Source organism: Streptomyces sp. NPDC039424, from assembly GCF_055639495.1.
Map to the genome: position 1 here is coordinate 239,698 of NZ_JBVKAI010000001.1, position 20,345 is coordinate 260,042.

At 71.5% G+C, this 20,345-nt stretch carries 18 protein-coding genes; all 18 read right to left on the bottom strand.

The annotated features are described in order from the left end of the window. Nucleotides 1-18: 18 nt before the first annotated feature. Nucleotides 19-1,404, bottom strand: a complete 1,386-nt coding sequence (locus ACZ7L0_RS01190; protein WP_471240283.1) for an aspartate aminotransferase family protein — start codon at nucleotides 1,402-1,404, stop codon at nucleotides 19-21. After that, a complete protein-coding gene (dxs, locus tag ACZ7L0_RS01195) occupies nucleotides 1,401-3,314 on the bottom strand; it encodes a 1-deoxy-D-xylulose-5-phosphate synthase (protein ID WP_471240284.1) in 1,914 nt (637 codons plus the stop codon). Before dxs ends, ACZ7L0_RS01190 begins: the two co-directional genes overlap by 4 nt. A gap of 36 nt (nucleotides 3,315-3,350) precedes the next feature. Continuing rightward, nucleotides 3,351-4,466 carry a flavodoxin-dependent (E)-4-hydroxy-3-methylbut-2-enyl-diphosphate synthase gene (gene ispG, locus ACZ7L0_RS01200; RefSeq protein ID WP_471240285.1) on the bottom strand — a complete coding sequence of 372 codons (1,116 nt, stop codon included), beginning with the start codon at nucleotides 4,464-4,466 and terminating at the stop codon, nucleotides 3,351-3,353. Between the two features lie 4 nt (nucleotides 4,467-4,470). Then, nucleotides 4,471-5,493 (bottom strand): adenosyl-hopene transferase HpnH, encoded by a 1,023-nt coding sequence (hpnH, locus tag ACZ7L0_RS01205; RefSeq protein ID WP_471240286.1) that lies wholly within the window; start codon nucleotides 5,491-5,493, stop codon nucleotides 4,471-4,473. Between the two features lie 5 nt (nucleotides 5,494-5,498). Beyond that, the gene (locus tag ACZ7L0_RS01210; RefSeq protein WP_471240287.1) at nucleotides 5,499-6,140 is read right to left on the bottom strand and encodes a phosphorylase family protein; all 642 of its coding nucleotides are present in this window, start codon (nucleotides 6,138-6,140) and stop codon (nucleotides 5,499-5,501) included. After that, complete coding sequence (gene shc, locus ACZ7L0_RS01215; RefSeq protein ID WP_471240288.1) at nucleotides 6,140-8,179, bottom strand: squalene--hopene cyclase; 2,040 nt, start codon at nucleotides 8,177-8,179, stop codon at nucleotides 6,140-6,142. The genes ACZ7L0_RS01210 and shc overlap by 1 nt, the downstream gene beginning before the upstream one ends. 119 nt (nucleotides 8,180-8,298) lie before the next feature. Then, nucleotides 8,299-9,363 (bottom strand): polyprenyl synthetase family protein, encoded by a 1,065-nt coding sequence (locus tag ACZ7L0_RS01220; protein WP_471240959.1) that lies wholly within the window; start codon nucleotides 9,361-9,363, stop codon nucleotides 8,299-8,301. Nucleotides 9,364-9,431: 68 nt separating this feature from the next. Beyond that, nucleotides 9,432-10,838 (bottom strand): hydroxysqualene dehydroxylase HpnE, encoded by a 1,407-nt coding sequence (gene hpnE, locus ACZ7L0_RS01225; RefSeq protein WP_471240289.1) that lies wholly within the window; start codon nucleotides 10,836-10,838, stop codon nucleotides 9,432-9,434. Further along, nucleotides 10,835-10,975, bottom strand: a complete 141-nt coding sequence (locus tag ACZ7L0_RS01230) for a DUF6380 family protein (protein WP_471240290.1) — start codon at nucleotides 10,973-10,975, stop codon at nucleotides 10,835-10,837. The genes hpnE and ACZ7L0_RS01230 overlap by 4 nt, the downstream gene beginning before the upstream one ends. Next, nucleotides 10,975-11,937 (bottom strand): presqualene diphosphate synthase HpnD, encoded by a 963-nt coding sequence (gene hpnD / locus ACZ7L0_RS01235; protein WP_471240291.1) that lies wholly within the window; start codon nucleotides 11,935-11,937, stop codon nucleotides 10,975-10,977. The genes ACZ7L0_RS01230 and hpnD overlap by 1 nt, the downstream gene beginning before the upstream one ends. After that, on the bottom strand, nucleotides 11,934-12,830 hold the full coding sequence (gene hpnC, locus ACZ7L0_RS01240) for a squalene synthase HpnC (protein ID WP_471240292.1): 897 nt from the start codon (nucleotides 12,828-12,830) through the stop codon (nucleotides 11,934-11,936). Before hpnC ends, hpnD begins: the two co-directional genes overlap by 4 nt. Nucleotides 12,831-13,190: 360 nt before the next feature. Then, nucleotides 13,191-13,979, bottom strand: coding sequence for an ABC transporter ATP-binding protein (locus tag ACZ7L0_RS01245; protein ID WP_471240293.1), 789 nt, complete (start codon nucleotides 13,977-13,979; stop codon nucleotides 13,191-13,193). Beyond that, on the bottom strand, nucleotides 13,972-14,904 hold the full coding sequence (locus ACZ7L0_RS01250; RefSeq protein ID WP_471240294.1) for an ABC transporter permease: 933 nt from the start codon (nucleotides 14,902-14,904) through the stop codon (nucleotides 13,972-13,974). Before ACZ7L0_RS01250 ends, ACZ7L0_RS01245 begins: the two co-directional genes overlap by 8 nt. A gap of 76 nt (nucleotides 14,905-14,980) precedes the next feature. Further along, on the bottom strand, nucleotides 14,981-15,826 hold the full coding sequence (locus tag ACZ7L0_RS01255; protein WP_471240960.1) for a glycosyltransferase family 2 protein: 846 nt from the start codon (nucleotides 15,824-15,826) through the stop codon (nucleotides 14,981-14,983). Between the two features lie 44 nt (nucleotides 15,827-15,870). Continuing rightward, the gene (locus ACZ7L0_RS01260) at nucleotides 15,871-16,650 is read right to left on the bottom strand and encodes a CDP-alcohol phosphatidyltransferase family protein (protein WP_471240295.1); all 780 of its coding nucleotides are present in this window, start codon (nucleotides 16,648-16,650) and stop codon (nucleotides 15,871-15,873) included. After that, nucleotides 16,628-17,689 (bottom strand): iron-containing alcohol dehydrogenase family protein, encoded by a 1,062-nt coding sequence (locus ACZ7L0_RS01265; protein ID WP_471240296.1) that lies wholly within the window; start codon nucleotides 17,687-17,689, stop codon nucleotides 16,628-16,630. The genes ACZ7L0_RS01260 and ACZ7L0_RS01265 overlap by 23 nt, the downstream gene beginning before the upstream one ends. Next, a complete protein-coding gene (locus tag ACZ7L0_RS01270; protein WP_471240297.1) occupies nucleotides 17,677-18,429 on the bottom strand; it encodes a phosphocholine cytidylyltransferase family protein in 753 nt (250 codons plus the stop codon). Before ACZ7L0_RS01270 ends, ACZ7L0_RS01265 begins: the two co-directional genes overlap by 13 nt. After that, a complete protein-coding gene (locus tag ACZ7L0_RS01275; protein WP_471240298.1) occupies nucleotides 18,426-20,216 on the bottom strand; it encodes a DUF5941 domain-containing protein in 1,791 nt (596 codons plus the stop codon). The genes ACZ7L0_RS01270 and ACZ7L0_RS01275 overlap by 4 nt, the downstream gene beginning before the upstream one ends. Between the last annotated feature and the right edge of the window lie 129 nt (nucleotides 20,217-20,345).

Sequence of the window (20,345 nt, forward strand, 5' to 3'; positions counted from 1 at the left end):
AAACCCCTGGCGGTGAGGTCAGCGGTTGGCCACCGCCTGCTTGATCAGCGTCTTGCCGAAGTCCCACATCAGGCCGCCGCCGCTGTGCGCGTCGTCCATCACGGCGGTGAAGGCGTCCACGAACCGGTCCACCTCCCGCTCGCCGATGACCAGCGGCGGAATCAGCTTGATCACCTCCAGGTGGTCGCCGGAGACCTGGGTGAGGATCCGGTGGCGCTGGAGCAGCGGGACGACCACCATCTGCGCGAACAGTCCCTTGCGGGCGGCCTGCAGCATGGTCCAGCGGCTGCGCAGCTTCAGGGACTTCGGCCTGCCGAACTCGATGCCGATCATCAGGCCCCGGCCGCGCACGTCGGCGAGCAGTTCGTACCTGTCGGTCAGGGCCGCGAGCCGCGACTTCAGCCGCTCCCCCGTGGCGCGGGCGTTCGCGACGATCTGCTCGTTCTCCATGACGGACAGCACGGCGAGCCCGGCGGCCATCGCCTGGGCGTTGGCGCCGAAGCTCGCCGAGTGGACCAGCACCCGGTCCATGGACGAGTAGACCTTCTTGAAGATCCAGTCCTTGCCGAGGGTGGCGCCGACCGGGACATAGCCGCCGGACAGGGCCTTGGCCACGCACACCAGGTCCGGCTCGACGCCGTCCTCGTGCTGGTGGGCGTAGAAGTCCCCGGTGCGGCCGAGGCCGGTCTGCACCTCGTCGGCGATGAGCAGCGCCTTGTGCCGGTGCAGCAGTTCCTGGGCGGCGCGGAGGTAGCCGGGCGGGGCCTCGTGGACGCCCTTGCCCTGGATCGGCTCGACGATCAGGGCGGCGACGTCGCCCTTCCTCAGCTCCCGGGCGAGGGCGTCGAGGTCGCCGAGCGGTACGGGCGTGTCGGGCAGCAGCGGGGCGAAGCCGTCCCGGAAGCCGTCCTCGCCGTTGACCGACAGGGAGCCGGTGGTCAGGCCGTGGAAGGCGTGGTCGCAGTACAGGATCCTGGGCTTTCCGGTGGCGTACCGGGCGAACTTCAGGGCGGTCTCCACCGCCTCCGTGCCGCTGTTGCCGAAGAACACCCGCTCCAGGTGCGGGCTGTGCGCGAGGAGCTTCTCGGCCAGCAGGCCGGGCAGGGGCTGGCAGTCGAAGCGGGTGAGGTCGGCGAGGGAGGCGTCGAGGACGTCGTGCAGCGCCTTGCGGACGACGGGGTGGTGGCGGCCCAGGCCCATCACCCCGAACCCGGCGAGCATGTCCAGGTAGTCGTCGCCGTCGGTGTCCCAGAAGTAGGCGCCCTCGGCCCGCTCGTAGACCTTGTCGAAGCCGATGGTGTGCAGCATGCGCGGGAGCTGGTGGTTGAGGTACCTGGCGTGCAGCTCGTAGCGCTCGGCTCCGCGCTCGGCCAGGAGTGCGCCGAGGTCGAACTTCGTGGTCATTCAGCTCTCTCCTGTTTCTCCGCCTTCTCGGGGCCCGCGGCGTCCTTGACGGCCAGGCTCGCGCTGATCCTGCCGGCCACCTCGACCGGTGTGAGGCCGATGTCGGCCAGCACCTCGCCGCGCTTGGCGTGTGCGAGGAACTGCTCGGGGATCCCGAACCGCCTTACGGGTACGTCCACTTCGGCGTCGCCGAGGGCCAGCGCCACGGCGGAGCCGACGCCGGCCGCGCGGCTGTTGTCCTCGACGACGGCCACCAGGCGGTGCTCGGCGGCGAGCCCGGGCAGCGCCGGGTCGACCGGCTTGACCCAGCGCGGGTCCACCACCGTGCAGTTGATGCCCCGGGCCGCCAGCAGCTCGGCCGCCTGGAGGCACACCGGTGCCATGACGCCGACGGCGACCAGGAGCACCTCGGGGCGTTCCGCGCGGTGCAGGACGTCCATGCCGCCGACCTGGCCGACGGCGCGGATCTCCGGGCCGACCGACTCCTTCGGGAAGCGGACCAGGGTGGGCGCGTCGTCCACGGCGACGGCCTCGCGCAGCTGGGCGCGCAGCTGGTCGGCGTCGCGCGGGGCGGCGATTCTGAGGCCGGGGACGACCTGGAGGACCGACATGTCCCACATGCCGTTGTGGGAGGGCCCGTCGACGCCGGTGACGCCCGCCCGGTCCAGGACGAAGGTGACCCCGCAGCGGTGCAGCGCCACGTCCATCAGGAGCTGGTCGAAGGCGCGGTTGAGGAAGGTGGCGTAGACGGCGACGACCGGATGCAGGCCGCCGGTCGCCAGGCCCGCCGCCGACACGGCCGCGTGCTGCTCCGCGATGCCGACGTCCCACACCCGGTCCGGGAAGCGTTCGGCGAACTTGCCGAGGCCCACCGGGTGGAGCATGGCCGCCGTGATCGCCACGACGTCCTCGCGCTCCTCGCCGATCCGCGCGAGCTCCTCGCCGAACACCGAGGTCCACGACGGGCCGCCGGCCGGCGCGAGCGGCGCGCAGGTCAGCGGGTCCATCACGCCGACGGTGTGGAAGTGGTCCTCCTCGTGGGCGAGGGCGGGTTCGTAGCCGCGCCCCTTCTCGGTGAGGCAGTGCACCAGGACGGGCCCGTGGAAGCGTTTGGCCCGGCGCAGCGCGGACTCGACGGCCCCGATGTCGTGGCCGTCGATCGGGCCGAGGTACTTCAGGCCCAGGTCCTCGAACATGCCCTGCGGGGCGAAGGCGTCCTTGAAGCCCTTCTTCGCGCCGTGCAGGGACTCGTAGAGGGTGTTGCCGACCACCGGGGTGCGCAGCAGTACGTCCTTGCCCCAGGCCAGGACCTTCTCGTAGCCGTCGGTGGTGCGCAGGGTGGCCAGGTGGTTGGCGAGGCCGCCTATGGTGGGCGCGTAGGAGCGCTCGTTGTCGTTGACGACGATGATCAGCGGCCGGTCCTTGGCGGCCGCGATGTTGTTCAGCGCCTCCCAGGCCATGCCGCCGGTGAGCGCCCCGTCGCCGATGACCGCGACGACATGGCCCGCCTCGCCCTGCACCTGGCGGGCCTTGGCGAGCCCGTCGGCCCAGCCCAGCGCGGTGGAGGCGTGGCTGTTCTCGATGACGTCGTGCTCGGACTCCTCGCGCGAGGGGTAGCCGGACAGGCCGCCCTTGCCGCGCAGCTTGGAGAAGTCCTGACGCCCGGTCAACAGTTTGTGTACGTAGCTCTGGTGGCCGGTGTCCCACAGGATGCGGTCGACCGGGGACTCGAAGACCCGGTGGAGCGCGACGGTCAGTTCCACCACCCCCAGGTTGGGCCCGAGGTGTCCGCCGGTGCGGGCCACCGCGTGTACCAGGAACTCGCGTATCTCCTCCGACAGTTGCCCGAGTTCCGCCCCGGACAGCGCCTTCAGGTCTCGTGGTTGCCGGATCGTCTCCAGAATCGTCACGTCGGGCCCCCTCTAGGTCCGTGCCTGGCTTCGGACTCACTTCATCTGCTCGGCGAGCTTCAGGGCCTCCTCGATCAGGGTCTCCACGATCCTGGACTCGGGGACGGTCTTGACGACCTCGCCCTTGACGAAGATCTGACCCTTGCCGTTGCCGGAGGCGACGCCGAGGTCGGCCTCGCGGGCCTCGCCCGGACCGTTGACGACACAGCCCATCACCGCGACGCGCAGCGGGACCTCCATCCCCTCCAGGCCGGCCGTCACCTCCTCGGCCAGCTTGTAGACGTCCACCTGGGCACGGCCGCACGACGGGCAGGAGACGATCTCCAGACCGCGCTGCTTGAGGTTCAGCGACTCCAGGATCTGGATCCCGACCTTGACCTCCTCCACGGGAGGCGCCGACAGCGAGACCCGGATCGTGTCGCCGATCCCCCTGCTGAGCAGCGCGCCGAACGCGACGGCCGACTTGATCGTGCCCTGGAAGGCCGGTCCGGCCTCCGTGACGCCCAGGTGGAGGGGATAGTCGCACTGCTCGGCGAGCTGCCGGTAGGCCTCGATCATCACGACCGGGTCGTTGTGCTTGACGGAGATCTTGATGTCCCGGAAGTCGTGCTCCTCGAACAGCGAGGCCTCCCACAGCGCGGACTCGACCAGCGCCTCCGGGGTCGCCTTGCCGTACTTCCGCAGCAGCCGACGGTCCAGCGAGCCCGCGTTGACGCCGATCCGGATCGGCGTGCCGTGCTCCTTCGCCGCCCTCGCGATCTCCTTGACCTTGTCGTCGAACTGCTTGATGTTGCCCGGGTTGACGCGGACGGCCGCGCACCCGGCCTCGATCGCGGCGAACACGTACTTCGGCTGGAAGTGGATGTCCGCGATCACCGGGATCTGCGACTTGCGGGCGATCGTGGCCAGCGCGTCCGCGTCGTCCTGCGTGGGGCAGGCCACCCGCACGATCTGGCAGCCGGACGCGGTCAGTTCCGCGATCTGCTGCAAGGTGGCGCCGATGTCGGACGTACGGGTCGTGGTCATCGACTGCACCGACACCGGCGCGTCCCCGCCGACCGCCACGGATCCGACCTGGATCCGCCGCGACACACGCCGCGGCGCCACCGGCCGGGCCGGCACCTCGGGAACGCCCAGGGGAACGGCCGTCATGACGTCACTCCCGGTTTCCGGAGACCGTCTCACGCATGGCGCGCAGGGACTCCTTCAGGGAGCCCATGGTGGCCAGCACGGCGGTGGGCTCGTAGCCGCAGTGCGCCATGCAGTTGGCGCAGCGCGGGTCCTTGCCGCGGCCGTACTTGTCCCAGTCGGTGTCCTCGATGAGCTCGCGGTACGTCGGCACGTACCCGTCGCTCATCAGGTAGCAGGGGCGCTGCCAGCCGAAGAGCGAGTAGTTCGGGATCGCCCAGGCGGTGCACGGGAAGTCGACCTTGCCCTCGAGGAAGTCGAGGAACAGCGGGGAGTGGTTGAGCCGCCAGCGGCGCCGGTTGCCGCCCGAGAAGGCCTTCTTGAACAGCTCCCGGGTCTGCTCCACGCCCAGGAAGTGCTCCTGGTCGGGCGCCTTCTCGTAGGCGTAGGCGGGCGAGATCATCATCTCGTCGACCTCGAGGTCGTCGTTGAGGAAGTCGAGCACCTCGATGACGGTCTGCGGGGTGTCGGTGTTGAAGAAGGTCGAGTTGGTGGTCACCCGGAAGCCGCGCCGCTTGGCCTCCTTGATGGCCTCCACCGCCTCGTCGAACACGCCCTCCTTCGCGACGGACTCGTCGTGCCGCTCCCGCAGCCCGTCGATGTGCACGGCGAAGGCGAAGTAGGGAGAGGGCTTGAACTTGTCCATCTTCTTGCGCAGCAGCATGGCGTTGGTGCACAGGAAGACGTACTTCCGCTTCGCCACCAGCTGACGCACGATCTCGTCGATCTGGGGGTGCATCAGGGGCTCGCCACCGGCGATGGAGACCATGGGCGCGCCGGATTCGAGCACCGCCCCCACGGCCTGCGCGACCGGCATGCGCTGCTTGAGCACTCCGGCCGGGTGCTGGATCTTGCCGCAGCCCTCGCACTTGAGGTTGCACGCGAAAAGCGGCTCCAGCTCCACGATCAGCGGGAACTTCTCCCGCTTACGGAGCTTCTGTTCGGCCAGGTATGTAGCGACCTTGATGGACTGACGCAGCGGCATGGCCATCTGGCTCACCTCCGGGGGAGCAGCAAAGAACGGTGCCATTCGTAAAAAGCGGGAAGGACGGAGCGAAGGACACGGAAAGCCGATATTCCACCGCGCACCGTGCCGATCCGGACGAGTTCATGTTCTGGAGCGTCCACGACCACCCGTACGGCCGCAACCGGGCGCTCGCCCGCGCGGACGGCGCTCAGGAGCGTGGCCGCCGACTCCATGTCGACCGCGATCGCGCCGGTCGCGAGCAGACCGGACCGCTCCTGACCGCGCACGACGTGGTCGGAGCCGGTGAGCGGGCCGGTGTGGACGGCGCGCCCGGGCAGGGCGCGCGCGAGTTCCTTGACGAGCAGGTCGGTGGCCACGCACGGGACGGTCCCGCGCGGGTCCCGGGTCTCCTCGGCGACGACCAGGTCGCCGGGGTGCATGCCGGGGGCGAGTCCCGCGCAGAAGCCGGTGGCCAGCACGGCGGCCCCGGTGAACGCCGGGTCGGCCAGCAGGCGGGTGACGGAGCGTTCCGCCGCCTTCGGGCCCATCCCCGTACGCAGCACGGTGACCGGCCCGCCGGCGCCGCCGCGGTCGCGGGTGCGCAGGGCGAGGTGCTCGATGCCGAGCGCGCAGGCGATCAGCAGCGGGGCCGGGGCGGAAGGTGCGCTCATCAGCTCCCCTCGGCCTCGACGAGGGACGCCCCGACTTCGACGGACCGGGTGGCGGGCTTCGGGGTGAAGGGCTCGCCGTGCAGGTAGCGGCCGAGCGCGGTGAGCGGGAAGACCTGCCGGTAGAGGTGGTAGTTGATGGAGAAGTCCCAGGGGAAGCCGGTGCCGGTGAAGTACGGCTCGTCCCAGGAGCCGTCCTCCCGCTGGGTCGCCGCGAGCCACGCGATGCCGCGCTCGACGGCCCTGGAGCCCGCCTCCCCCGCCGCGAGCAGCGCCATCAGCGCCCACGCGGTCTGGGAGGCGGTGGAGGCGCCCCGGCCGCTCCACTCCTTGACGTACTTGTAGGAGCGCAGGTCCTCGCCCCAGCCGCCGTCGTCGTTCTGCACCGACTCCAGCCAGGCGACCGCGCGCCGGATCGCGGGATGCGAGCCCGGCAGCCCCGCCGCGGTCAGGGCGGGCACCACGGACCCGGTGCCGTAGATGTAGTTGACGCCCCAGCGCCCGAACCACGAACCGTCCGGCTCCTGTTCGGCCAGCAGCCACTGGATGCCGCGCCGGGTGCGCGGGTCGTGGGCGAGGCCCTCGACCGCGAGCATCTCGACGACGTGGGCGGTGACGTCCGCCGACGGCGGGTCGATGACCTCGCCGAAGTCGCAGAACGGCAGCCGGTTGGGGAACGGGCTGGTGTTGTCGACGTCGAACGCGCCCCAGGCGCCGTTCTTCGACTGCATGCCGAGGTTCCAGCGCACCCCGCGGCCGATCGCCTTGTCCACCCGTTCCGGGTCGTGGTGCTTGACGCGGCGCAGTGCGAGAACGACCTCGGCGGTGTCGTCGATGTCGGGGTAGTTGTCGTTGTGGAACTCGAACGCCCAGCCGCCGGGCGGCAGTCCGGGCCGCTTGACCGACCAGTCGCCGGGCCGCACGACCTGTTCGCCCAGCATCCAGTCGGCGGCCTTGACAAGTGCCGGGTGGTCCTCGGGGAGCCCGGCGTCGGCGAGCGCGATGGTGGCCAGGCAGGTGTCCCACACCGGCGACTGGCAGGCCTCGATCATCCGGGCCCCGTCCTCGCGCCGGACGGCGAAACGGTCCAGCGACTGAAGGCCCGCGCGCATCACCGGGTGCTGGAGGTCGTAGCCGAGCAGGTGCAGCGCGATGACCGAGTACACGGCGGGCGGCTGGATGCCGCCCCAGCAGCCGTCGTTCTCCTGCCGTTCGATGATCCAGCGGGCGGCGGAGTTCATGGCGGCCCGGCGCAGTCTGCGCGGCGCGACCTTGCGCAACCGGTGCAGCGCCTTGTCCAGGCGCTGGAAGGCGCCGTCCCAACTGGCCGCGGGCGCAAGGGGCTTGGGCGGGTTGGGGTTGTCCGGGTCGGTGTGCAGCTCGTCCAGCGGGAAGGGCGCCGGACGTACCGGGCGCTTCGCGGAGACGACGGTCAGCGGCACGATGGTCTGCCGGGCCCAGCAGCCGAAATCGTAGATGTTGAGCGGGAACCACGTGGGGAAGAAGATGAGCTCCGGCGGGAGTTCGGGCAGGTCCTCCCACTTCCACCAGCCGAACAGGGCCAGCCAGATCCGGGTGAAGACCCGCGAGGCGGCGATGCCGCCCCGCTCGCGGACCCAGGCCGAGGCCCTGGCCATGTGGGGGGCGTCGGGCTCGTCGCCGGCCAGACGGAGGGCGACGTAGGCCTCGATGGTGGTGGAGAGTTCGCCGGGACCGCCGTAGAAGGAGGCCCAGGTGCCGTCCTCGCGCTGCTCGCCGCGGATGAAGAGCGCGGCGGCCCGGGTGGTCTCCTCGTCGAGGATGCCCAGGAACTGACGGAGCAGCAGATCCTCGGCGTCCATCGTGACGTTGGTCTCGAGGTCGCCCTTCCACCAGCCCTCGGCGTCCTGCCGGGACAGGAGGAAGTCGGTGGCGCGCCGCGCGGCGCGTGCGGCGGCTTCGTGCACCCCGGCCGCCACGGGGATGGTGATGTCGGTGTCGCTGGCCGCGGCAGCGCGGGACGGCAGTGCGGCCCCGGTGCTTCCGTCGGTCGTCGCTGTCATGGCTTCCCCTTCGTGCAGTCGTGCGAGTCGTGCTGCTGTGGGTCCGCCGTCGGCCGGTGCTCGGGTGCGGGACGAGGCACCGGCCGGCGACTACGCGAGGGCTGTTCGACCGATAACGATCATCTCTTCCGTACGACGACGAAGTCGGCGAGCGCCGTGAACGCGGCGCGGACCCGGTCGGGCATCTCGACGGTGTCGAGGGCCTCCACGGCGATGGTGTGCTGGCGGCGTGCCTCCTCGGCCGTCCACTCCCGGCCCCCCGCCTCCTCGATGAGTGCGGCGCGGGCCGCGAACTCCTCCTCCGAGAAGTTCTCGAAGTCGCTGCTCTTCGCGTCGGCGGCGAGCATCTCGCCGAGCCGCTCGGAGGCGGATCCGCCCGCCGCGAGCGCGGCCACGACCGGCAGGGACTTCTTGCGCTGGCGCAGGTCGCTCCAGGTCTGCTTGCCGGTGGCCTCCGGGTCGCCCCAGATGCCGAGGAGGTCGTCGACGGCCTGGAAGGCCAGGCCCAGGTGGTAGCCGTACTTCTCCAGCGTGTCGGCGGTGCGCTCGTCGGCGCCGCCGAGCACCGCGCCGATGGAGCAGGCGCAGGCGAGCAGGGCGCCGGTCTTGTTGCCCTCCATCTCCAGGCACTCCTCGACGCTGACGCGGTCGCGGTGCTCGTAGGAGATGTCCTGCGCCTGACCGTCGATCAGGGCGCGGGTGGCGGTGGTCAGGCGGCGGGTGGCGCGGCCCGCGTCGACCGTGCCGAGTTCCAGGAGGACCTCGTTGGCCAGGGCGAACAGGGCGTCACCGACGAGGATGGCCTGGGCGGGGCCGTGCACCTTCCAGACGGTGTCGCGGTGGCGGCGCTGTTCGTCGCCGTCCATCAGGTCGTCGTGCAGCAGCGAGAAGTTGTGCACCAGTTCGACGGCGACCGCGCCGGGGACACCGGTCTCGGGCGCGGCGCCGGTGACCTCGGCGGAGAGCACGGCGAGCGCGGGGCGCACGGCCTTGCCTCCGTCGCCGTCGGCCGGGTTGCCCTGCGCGTCGATCCAGCCGAAGTGGTAGGCGGCGACGGTGTCCATGGGAGGCGCCAGGCGGTCGACGGCCGCCCGCAGTACCGGTGTGGCCAGGGTCCGGCCGCGCTCCAGGAGCGCGGTCACGTCCACCGCGGTCTCTCGAGCGGCCGTCTCGGCCGGGGGCACAGTGGGCACAGTTACTCCTCTTGTCGCGGTACCGGGGGTGCGGGGGCCCGCCGCATGCCGGTCGGGCATCAGGCCGCCTCCTCGAACGCGAAGAGGTGGCTGGGACGGGGCCGGCCGAGGGCGTGCAGCACGGCGTCGGCCGCGCTCACTCCGCTGCGGACCGCACTCTCCATGGTCGCGGGCCACCCCGTGGCGGTCCACGATCCGGCCAGGTAGAGGCCGGGGGCCTGGGTACGGGCGCCGGGCCTGAGCCGCCCGACACCGGGGGTGGGAGCGAAGGTCGCCGTGCGCTCCCTGGTCACGAAGAAGTCCCGCACCTCGGCCCCGCGCGCGCGGGGCAGCAGCCGCTGGAGTTCGGGCAGGTAGCGCTTGCGCAGCACGCCGACGGAGGCGTCGATCTCGTCGTGCGCGGCCGACTGGGACAGGGCGAGGTACTGGCCCTCGCGCAGCCCGGACGACTCGGTGCGGTCGAAGACCCACTGCACGGGCGTGCCCAGGGCGGCGAAGAAGGGACGGCCGAGCACCCTGCGGTCGTAGACGACGTGGACGTTGAGGATCGGCGCGGTGCCGATCGCCAGCAGCCGCTCGGGGGCGTCGAGGGCGCCGGGCGGCAGCAGGTCGTGCGCCTCGCGCTGCGGTACGGCGAGCACGACCGCGTCGGCGGCGAGGTTCTCGCCGGGAACCTGAACGCTCCAGGTCCCGTTTTCGTTGGTAGAGACGGAGGTGACGCGTGAACGGACCTCGGTACGCACGCCCGCGGAGTCGAGCGCCTTGCGGGCCAGCCGGTCGTGCAGTTCGCCCAGCGGGACGCGCGCCCACCCGATGTCGGCGGCGCCCGGGTCGGACAGCAGACCGGTCTTGAACACCATCGCGGCGAGCCCCAGCGAGGCGTCGCCCGCGACCGCGTTGAGGGTGGCGATCCCGACCAGGTTCCACAGGGCCTCGACGGCACGCGCCGACTGGCCGTGGGCGGCCAGCCAGCTGCCGAAGTCCTGGGTGTCCAGGGCCGGATCGGCGAGGTCGAGCCCTTTGAGCGCGAGCGCGGCACGCCCCACCCTGGCCCGCTCGGCGAGCGAGAGGTGCGGGTAGGCGGCGAGGCTGCGCCCCAGGTGCAGGGGCACCGGCAGCGCGTCGCGCCGCAGTCTGCCGAGCCGTCGGCCCTCGGGCCTGGTGACGTCGAGGACGGGTACGTCGAGACGTTCCTGCAGCGGTGCCAGCGCCGCGCCCTCGATCCGGTCGAGGAACCAGCGGTAGGCGGTGCAGCAGCGCAGGTACACGTGCTGTCCGTTGTCGACGGTCAGCTCGCCGCGCCGGAAAGAGAAGGCGAGGCCGCCCAGTCTCGGCCTGCCCTCCAGCAGGGTGACCCGCACGCCCGCGTCGGCGAGCGCGAGCGCCGCCGTGATCCCGGCCAGGCCGCCGCCGACCACCACGGCCGTGCGCCCGGACGGTCCGTCGGACCGCGTCCCATCGGTCATCGTGCGCCCTCCCGTGCGGCCCCGCCGTGCGGCCGGCCCGGTGCACGGCGCGTCGTCGCAGTCAGGGACGCCACGCCGCACCGGAGGGTTGCGTGCCGCATGCCGGGAGTGCGGTTGGCCGTGTCCAGGTGGTCCATCAGGCACGCCTCCTGACGGCCCGCCGGGTGACGTGCCGGGTCACGTGCCGGGTGTCCAGCCCGGACAGACCGCGCACGGCGACATACGCCTTCTCGCGTCCGGGCAGCGAGACCCGGCCGCGCAGCACGGCCTCCGGCTCGCGCTCGATGCGGTCGAGCAGGCGGCGGTAGATGCCGGCCATCGCGGCGACGCAGGCGCCGCTGCGCCGGTCGAGCATGGGCAGCAGCCGGTAGCCCTCGGCGAAAAGGGCGCGGGCCCGACGCACTTCGAAGTGCACGAGGCCCGCGAAGTCGGCGCCCTCCGGTGGTGTCGGTCCGCCGATCCCGGCCGAGCAGCCGAATTTGGCGAGGTCGTCGGCGGGCAGATAGGTGCGTCCGCCCTCGGCGTCCTCGCGGATGTCTCTGAGGATGTTGGTGAGCTGCAGGGCGAGCCCGAGGGTGTCGGCGTACTCGGGTGCGCGCTCGGCGCCGCGCGCCCCCGGTTCCGTACCGAACACGCCGAGGGAGAGCCGGCCGATGGCGCCGGCCACGCAGCGGCAGTAGACCTTGAGGTCGTCCCAGGTCTCGTAGGTCTCGCCGCGCACGTCCATCAGGACGCCGTCGATGAGTTCGTCGAGGCCGCCGAGCGGGATCGGGAAGATACGGGCGGCGTGGGCGAGGGCGACCGCGACCGGGTCGGTGTCGTCCTCGTCGACCGCGCCCTCCCGGACCCGGGTGAGCAGCGCCCGGGTGTCCGTCAGCCGCGCTGCCTTGACGTCGTCCGCCAGCGCGCCGTCGCCGATGTCGTCGACACGCCGCGAGAACGCGTACAGCGCCGACATCGCGCGGCGCTTGGGCGTCGGCAGCAGCCTGATCCCGTACGCGAAGTTGCGGGCCTGCTGCCCGGTGACGGCCTCGCAGTAGCTGTAGGCGGCGAGTACCGGTGCGGACACGTGCGGCACAGACTCCACGGTCCGGATCACCCCTCTCCTCGCAGAGACACGCCCACCTCACGCAGCAACTGAGCCTTGCCGGGCTTGGGCGGGCCGGGAAGTACGTCGTATTCGGCGGCGGCGATCGCGTGGATCGCCGCCCTTCCCCCCGCCACGAACCCCGCGAGCAGCAGCTTCAGCCTGCCGTGGACGCTACCCACCAAGGGGGCGCCTTCATTCAGCAGATCGAGGGCGCGTTCCGCTTCGTACGCGACCAGGGCGCGCACCGATGCGCCCGCGGTCGCCGTGGCGAGGTCCGCCTCCTGGACGTGAAAGCGTTTCATGTCCGCGGCGGGCAGATAGATCCGGTCGCGGCCGAGGTCCTCGGCGACGTCCTGGAGGTGTTCGACGATCTGCAGAGCGGTGCAGATCCGGTCGGAGAGACGGATCCGTTCGGGGGTGGTGGTGCCGGTGACGGCGAGGACGAGACGGCCGACGGGGTTGGCGGACAGCTCGCAGTAGGCGAGCAGGTCGTCATAGGTCTCGTACCGCCGGGCGAGTTGGTCCTGGCGGTTGGCGGCGATCAGGCCGAGGAACGGGCCGGGGGTGAGCGAGCGGCGGCGGACGGTCGGCTGCAGACGGCGCAGGAGGGGGTGGCGGGGGGTGGCGTCGAAGACCCGGCGCAGGTCGGCCTCGAAGGCGTCGAGGAGGACGAGGCGGTCCTCGGCGTCGGTGGCCGACACGCCGAGGAACCGGGCGTCGGCGCCGCCGGGGGCGAGGTCGCCGTCGCCGATGTCGTCGACCAGGCGCGCGAAGCCGTAGACGGCCATGAGGTCGTCGCGCCAGGCCCGGGGCAGGAAGAACGGCGCCACGGGGAAGTTCTCGCCCGCGGCCTTGTCGAGGGTGGCGCGCTCCAGGTCGTGCGCCGTCCCGGTTCCCGTCACCGTGGGCTGCCCGTGGGGGGGACGGCACATGCTGCGTTGAGCTGGGGAGTTTCCGTAGCCATTGCCGTCACATCTCCCGTTCTACACCGCCGACCCAATACTCACTATTTCGGACACGCCGCCCGGCCGCCCGCGGGGCGCCACGGGCGGAGGGTGTCGCGCATTATCGCCCCACTTGCCGCTTTCGGGGACCGGTACAGCTTACGTTGTACAACGCGCCATGGTCCGTCGGGGTGTCCTGCACATCACAACAACACACCGATTGGCGTCAAGATTCCTGACAACAGACCGAGTTGACGTTTCTTTTGCAGACGCAGGGCCCCGCCGGAGAGGTTCCGGCGGGGCCCTGGCCGAATCAGGTCACTTGCCCGTGAACTTCTCGTACTCCTTGAGGACCTCGTCGGTCGGGCCGTCCATGCGCAGTTCGCCGCGCTCCAGCCACAGCACCCGGTCGCAGGTGTCACGGATCGACTTGTTGTTGTGGCTGACCAGGAACACCGTGCCCGCGTGCTTGCGCAGCTCCCGGATGCGTTCCTCGGAGCGCTTCTGGAACTTGCGGTCGCCGGTGGCCAGTGCCTCGTCGATCATGAGGACGTCGTGGTCCTTGGCGGCGGCGATGGAGAAGCGCAGACGGGCCGCCATGCCGGAGGAGTAGGTGCGCATCGGCAGGGTGATGAAGTCGCCCTTCTCGTTGATGCCGGAGAAGTCGACGATGTCCTGGTAGCGCTCCTTGATCTCCTCGCGGGTCATGCCCATGGCGAGCCCGCCGAGGATGACGTTGCGCTCGCCGGTGAGGTCGTTCATCAGGGCCGCGTTCACGCCGAGCAGGGAGGGCTGGCCGTCGGTGAAGACCTTGCCCTTCTCCGCCGGGAGCAGGCCGGCGATGGCGCGCAGCAGCGTCGACTTGCCGGAACCGTTGGAGCCGATCAGGCCGATGGCCTCGCCCCGGTAGGCGACGAAGGAGACGCCACGCACGGCGTGCACCTTGCGTACGCCCCGCGCCGCGTCGTCGGAGCCGCGCTTGACGATCCGGCTGAGGGCCGCGGTGGCGCTGCCCTTGCCGGTCTTGGCGCCGTTGACGCGGTAGACGATGTGCAGGTCGTCCGCGATGACGGTGGGGATGAGCTCCCCGGTGTGCTGCTCAGCCACGGCCGTACCGCTCCTCCGCCTTCCAGAAGTACACGAAGCCGCCGGCGAAGACGACCACGGCCCAGAACAGGGCGATGGCCCACACGTGCGGCGGGAGGTTCGAGGCGCCGTAGCCGTCGATCAGGGCGAAGCGCATCAGGTCCATGTAGACGGCGGCCGGGTTCACCTGGAGCACCCGGACGATCCACTCGGGACGCCCCTCGAGCATCTTGTTGATCGAGAACATGACGCCGGAGGCGTACATCCACGTGCGCAGGACGAACGGCATCAGCTGGGCCAGGTCCGGCGTCTTGGCACCCATACGGGCCACGATCAGCGCGAGCCCGGTGTTGAACAGGAACTGGAGCACCAGCACCGGCACGATCAGCAGCCAGGACAGGCCCGGGTAGCTGCCGAAGCCGATGGCCACGAGGAACAGCACGATCATCGAGAACAGCAGCTGCTGGAGCTGCTGCAACGCGAAGGAGACGGGCAGCGAGGCGCGCGGGAAGTGCAGGGCGCGCACCAGTCCCAGGTTGCCGGAGATCGCCCGTACACCGGACATGAGCGAGCTCTGGGTGAAGGTGAAGACGAAGACGCCGGTGACCAGGAACGGGATGTACACGTCCTGGGACATGCCCCGGCTGGCGTGGAGGATCAGCCCGAAGATGAAGTAGTACACGGCCGCGTTCAGCAGCGGGGTGGCCACCTGCCAGAGCTGGCCGAGCTTGGCCTGGCTGTACTGGGCCGTCAGCTTCGCCTGGGAGAAGGCGAGGATGAAGTGCCGCCGTCCCCACAGCTGCCGGACGTACTCGACGAGCGAGGGCCGGGCGCCGCTGACGGTCAGCCCGTACTTGGCGGCGAGCCTCGCCGCCGTCAGTCCCTCGTCGGGCGACGGGGCGGCCGCGCTCACCGCGACGCCTCCGTCGTGCGTTGTCTCACTCACGGGTGTGGAAACTTTCGTCTTCGAGTTCGTCTTCGAGTTCGTCTTCGGGATGCGCGACCCCTCACGGTCGAGCTTGTCAGATCACCGGCGGCCGGCCCAGTCGCGTCAGCCGCCACACGGTACGCCACTTCATCGGCCGGCGGGGACCGCACGGGGTGGTCCAGCCCTCCTTGAACCCGCCGAACCAGGCCTTCAGGGCCGGGCGGGAGGGGCGGCGCAGCAAGGTGAGCAGCATCCAGACCCCGAGGTAGACCGGGACCAGGAGGGCGGGCAGGTTGCGGCGGGCCAGCCAGACGCGGTTGCGGGCGACCATGCGGTGGTAGACGGCGTGCCGGGAGGGCGCGGTCGTCGGGTGGTACAGCACCATGTCGGACCGGTAGTCGATCATCCAGCCCGCGTCCAGGGCCCGCCATGCCAGGTCGGTTTCCTCGTGGGCGTAGAAGAACTCGTCCGGCAGGCCGCCGACGTCGGCGAAGACCTGGGCACGCACGGCGTTGGCCCCGCCCAGGAAGGTGGTGACCCGGGAGGAGCGCATGGGGTCGGAGGCCCGCAGCCGCGGCACGTGGCGGCGCTGGGTGACGCCGGTGTCCGGGTCGGCGATGCGGAAGCTGATGATGCCGAGCTCGGGGTCGGCGGCGAAGGCCTGGCGGCACAGCTCGGCGGTGTCGTGGTGGGCGAGCAGGCCGTCGTCGTCGAGGAAGAGCAGGATGTCGACGTCCCGGCCGCCCGGCCCGAAGGCCTCGATACCGACGTTGCGGCCGCCGGGGATGCCGAGGTTCTCGGGCAGCTCGATGGTCCGTACGCCCTCCGGGACGTCCGGGACGGGCGAGCCGTTGCCGACGACGACCACCTGGACCGGGTCGCCGTCCTGCTTGGCGACCGAGTCGAGCAGGGCGCGCAGCTCGTCGGGGCGGTTGCCCATGGTGATGATCACCGCGCCGACCTTCGGGGTGCTGGTCACGGCGGTCACCTCAGCCTGCTGGAGGCGAGGATGGACACCAGGTGCAGCACGGTCTGCAGCAGCGCGATCCCGGCGAGTACGGCGGTGCCGAGCCGGGTGAAGAACAGGTCGCCCCGGATGTGGTCCACGACGGCGAGGACCAGGATCAGCAGGGACGCCTCGATCCCGAGGATCAACCGGTGGAACTTCAGCGCCCCGGCGGCCCGGCGGGCCAGCGCCATGCCGGAGGAGCGCGGCTCGGACGCCGCCTCCTTCACCGGCGGCAGGCCGCCCTGGTGCCGGGCCACGCCGACGAGGTCGGTCTCGGCCTTGACCAGGATCGCGCCGAGGGCGGCCAGGGTGCCGAGGAAGGCCCACAGCCAGTCGATCCGCCCGGTGCCCCACAGGTCGGCGGCGCGCAGGCCGAGCCCGACCAGTACGGCCGCGTCCGTCAGGTAGGCGCCGACCCGGTCGAGGTAGACGCCGCCCAGCGAGTACTGCTTCTTCCAGCGCGCTATTTCGCCGTCGACGCAGTCCAGCAGCAGGTACAGCTGGACCGCGACCACGCCGAGGACGGCGCCCGTGATCCCCGGCACCAGCAGGGCCGGGGCCGCGAGCACGCCGCAGACGGTCATCAGGTACGTGAGCTGGTTGGGCGTGACCCTGGTGTTCACCAGGTAGCGGTCGACCCGCAGGGACACCTCACGCATGTAGAGGCGTCCCATCCAGTGCTCACCGCTGCGCCGGTCCTTCACCCCTGCGGGGTGTACGACCGGACGGAGTTCAGCTACCGATGGCCTTGACATAGTCGGCGTAGGTGTCCTTGATCTGTTCGGTCTTGAGGTCGAGGTGTTCGAGGATCGTGTAGCGGCCGGGCCGGGTCTCGGGGGCGAACTCGACGGCCCGGACGAATTCGTCCACCGTGAAGCCGATCTCCTCCGGCAGCACGGGCAGCCCGTGCCGGCGCAGCACTTCGGCCATGTAGGCCGACTCCTCGTGGGCTCCGCGCAGGTACATCGCGAAGGCCGCGCCGAGCCCGCACTGCTCGCCGTGGCTGGCGGCACGCTTGGGGTAGAGCAGGTCGAAGGCGTGGTTGATCTCGTGGCAGGCGCCGGAGGACGGGCGGGAGTCGCCCGACACCGACATGGCGATACCGGTGAGGACCAGCGCCTCGGCGAGGACCTGGAGGAAGCCGTTGTCGCCGACTCCGCCCGGGTGCCTGAGCACCGCCTCGCCGGCCTGGCGGGCCATGGCGGCGGCGAGGCCGTCCACCTTCTCGCCGTTGACCCGGTGGGACAGCTCCCAGTCCGCGACGGCGGAGATGTTGGACAGCGCGTCGCCGATGCCGGAGCGCACGAAGCGCGTGGGCGCCTCCCGGATCACGTCGAGGTCGATGACGACCGCGATCGGGTTCGGAACGCCGTACGAGCCGCGGCCCGCGTCGTTGTCGAGCGTGGCCACGGGCGAGCACAGGCCGTCGTGGGCGAGGTTGGTGGCGACGGCGACCAGGGGCAGGCCCACGCGCGCGGACGCGAACTTCGCACAGTCGATGATCTTGCCGCCGCCGAGGCCCACGACGGCGTCGTAGCGCCCGGACTTTATGGCGTCGGCCAGCCGGACCGCGTCGTCGATGGTGCCGCCGCCGACCTCGTACCAGTCGGCGCCGGGCAGTGACGGTGCGAGCCGGTCGCGCAGCCGGGCACCGGAACCGGCGCTGATGGCCACGGCGAGCCGCCCCGACTGTGAGATGCGCTGGTCCGCGAGCACGCACGCCAGGTCGTCGAGGGCACCCGGGCGGATGTCCACGACGACCGGCGAGGGGATGAGCCGGGTCAGTACTGGCACGCGATCTCCCGTCCACGGGCGAGGTCGTCGTGGTTGTCGATCTCGACCCACGGCACGTCGCCGATCGGCGCCACGTCGATTTTGAAGCCCCGGTTCACCAGTTCCTGGTAGCCGTGCTCGTAGAACTGCTGCGGGTCGGTCTCCCAGACGGTCTTCAGCGCGTCGGCCAGCTCGGGGGCCGCGTCGCCCTCGATGAGGGTGACGCCGATGTACTCGCCGGTCGCCTCCGCGGGGTCCATCAGCTTGGTGATCTTCCGCACGCCCTTGTCGGGGTCGACGACGACCTTCATCTCCTCGTCGGCGAGGGACTTCACGGTGTCCAGCGCGAGGATGATCCTCCTGCCCTCACCGCGGGCGGCCAGCAGCGTCTTCTCGACGGAGACCGGGTGCACGGTGTCGCCGTTGGCGAGGATCACGCCGTCCTTGAGGGCGTCACGGCCGCACCACAGGGAGTAGGCGTTGTTCCACTCCTCGGCCTTGTCGTTGTCGATGAGGGTGAGCTTCAGGCCGTACTTCCGCTCCAGGGCCGCCTTGCGCTCGTACACGGCCTCCTTGCGGTAGCCGACGATGATCGCGACCTCGGTGAGACCGATCTCGGCGAAGTTGCCGAGGGTGAGGTCGAGCACCGTGATCGAGTCCTCTATGCCCGCGGGGCCCACCGGCACCAGAGCCTTGGGAAGGCTGTCGGTGTAGGGGCGCAGACGCCGTCCGGCGCCGGCCGCCAGCACGAGGCCGATCATGCGGGTTCTCCTTCATCGTGTACGGCGGGCGCCCCAGCGGACACCCAGAAGCGGATGCTCTCGACGAGCACCACCAGGGCGACGGCCACGGCGAGGACCGTGAGCGCGACCTTGAACTGCGAGGCGGTGAGCAGCGCGGCCAGGACCGCGACCAGCAGCGTCCGTCCTTCCTGCCCCCCGACGGCGCGCACCAGCCAGGCCGGCGGCGCTCCGGCGTCGCCGCGGATGCGGTACACCGTGTCGTAGTGATGGTAGGCGACGGCGGCCACCAGCCCGAAAGCCGCGGGAAGCACGCCGTTCACCCCGGATTTCGCCGCCAGGAGCAGTACGGTGCCGTACTCGGCGGCGCGCAGGATCGGGGGAACGAGCCAGTCCAGGGCGCCCTTGAGGGGGCGGGCGACGGCGACGGCGGACAGCGCGGCGTAGCCCGCGGCGCACAGCACGGTCGGCCAGCCCGCGCCCCAGAGTGCGGCGGAGATCACGACGAGGAGAGCGCCGACGGCGGCGGCGACGGGCGCCGGGAGGCGCAGGCCGCGCGCGGCGGGGGCCAGGGCGGCGGCGAGCGGCCCGTTGTCCGCGAGGTCCGCCAGCGCCTGCGCCGCCCGGTCGGTGCGCCGGGCCTTGCGGGTCACCGAGCGCAGCACCCGGCCGGCCGTGGTGTACGTCGCGGCGAAGGCGCAGCCGACGAGCAGCGCGTAGAAGGTGATGCGGGGGGTGGTGGCCGCCGTGAGGACGGCGATCATGGCCCAGCGTTCGCCGATCGGCAGCACGATCATCCGGCGCACCCAGACCGTCCAGCCGACGCTGTCGAGCTTGTCGGAGAGCGCGGCGGTGGGGCTGGTGTTGGCGGTGGCGTCGTGGTTGGCCTCGTTGAAGGAGAAGTCCACGACGTGCCGGCAGGTCTGCAGGACCATCGCGCCGAGGGCGAGGGCCCATACATCGTCGCCGCCGCGGGCCGCGCCGAGGGCGAGCCCGGCGTAGTAGGCGTACTCCTTGGCCCGGTCGAAGGTGGCGTCGAGCCAGGCGCCGAGCGTGGAGTACTGCAGCGAGTACCGGGCGAGCTGCCCGTCCGTGCAGTCCAGCACGAAGGAGGCGATGAGCAGCACGCCCGCGGCGACGAACCCGCCGCGGGTGCCGGTCGCCGCGCAGCCCGCCGCGATCAGGGCGGTGAGCAGCGAGGCGGTGGTGACCTGGTTGGGGGTCAGGCCGCGGCGGGCGCACCAGCGGGCGATGTAGCGCGAGTAGGGGCTGATGAAGAAGGTGGTGAAGAAGCCGTCGCGGGCCTTCACCGCGGACTTCAGGCGTACGGCCTCGTCGTCGACGGCGGCGACGGCCTGGCGGGCCTCGTTGCGGGCCTGCGGGTCGGCGGGGACGGCGGCGACCAGGCTGCCGAGCTCGGGGCGGTGCACCTCGGCGCCGTCGGCGGCGAGGGCGGTGGCGAGACGGTCGGCGAGGCTGTCCACGGCTATCGCGGTGCCGCCGCCCGCCGAGGTCTCCCGGGCCACCGCGCGGGTCAGCGCCTGGCGGCCGGCCGGCTGGGCGGTGACGGCGCCGGCCACCGCGGCGACCGGGAAGCGGGGGTCGGTGAGGCCGAGCCGGAGTGCGTGCGGGTGGCCGACGAAGCGGGCGTCGACGACGGCCACGCGCTCACCGGCGGGGACGGCCGCGAGGAGCGTCTCGGTGTCGGAGGCGTCGGTGGCCGTGAGCACCTCGAAGCCGAGGGACCGCAGATCGCTCTCGAGCGACGATCCGGGGACCGGCTGACCGGTCACGATGGCGGTCGACAACCGAACTCACTCCCTGGGTGCCGACGCCTGAGCGCCGGTCGTCTGCGTGGTGGGGCGCCGCTTGCCTGGGCACCCGGGCGGCATGTCGGCAGAGGCTATCGGATGACGACAAGCCCGTGTTCACCGCCC

Bases quoted from the DNA above. Each gene is read 5' to 3' on its own strand.
- ACZ7L0_RS01260 (WP_471240295.1), bottom strand. From the start codon at position 16,650: ATGTCAAGGCCATCGGTAGCTGAACTCCGTCCGGTCGTACACCCCGCA.
- ACZ7L0_RS01210 (WP_471240287.1), bottom strand. From the start codon at position 6,140: ATGAGCGCACCTTCCGCCCCGGCCCCGCTGCTGATCGCCTGCGCGCTC.
- ACZ7L0_RS01270 (WP_471240297.1), bottom strand. From the start codon at position 18,429: ATGATCGGCCTCGTGCTGGCGGCCGGCGCCGGACGGCGTCTGCGCCCC.
- hpnE (WP_471240289.1), bottom strand. From the start codon at position 10,838: ATGACCGATGGGACGCGGTCCGACGGACCGTCCGGGCGCACGGCCGTG.
- ACZ7L0_RS01230 (WP_471240290.1), bottom strand. From the start codon at position 10,975: ATGGACCACCTGGACACGGCCAACCGCACTCCCGGCATGCGGCACGCA.
- ispG (WP_471240285.1), bottom strand. From the start codon at position 4,466: ATGACGGCCGTTCCCCTGGGCGTTCCCGAGGTGCCGGCCCGGCCGGTG.
- shc (WP_471240288.1), bottom strand. From the start codon at position 8,179: ATGACAGCGACGACCGACGGAAGCACCGGGGCCGCACTGCCGTCCCGC.
- ACZ7L0_RS01255 (WP_471240960.1), bottom strand. From the start codon at position 15,826: ATGGGCAACCGCCCCGACGAGCTGCGCGCCCTGCTCGACTCGGTCGCC.
- ACZ7L0_RS01190 (WP_471240283.1), bottom strand. From the start codon at position 1,404: ATGACCACGAAGTTCGACCTCGGCGCACTCCTGGCCGAGCGCGGAGCC.
- hpnH (WP_471240286.1), bottom strand. From the start codon at position 5,493: ATGGCCATGCCGCTGCGTCAGTCCATCAAGGTCGCTACATACCTGGCC.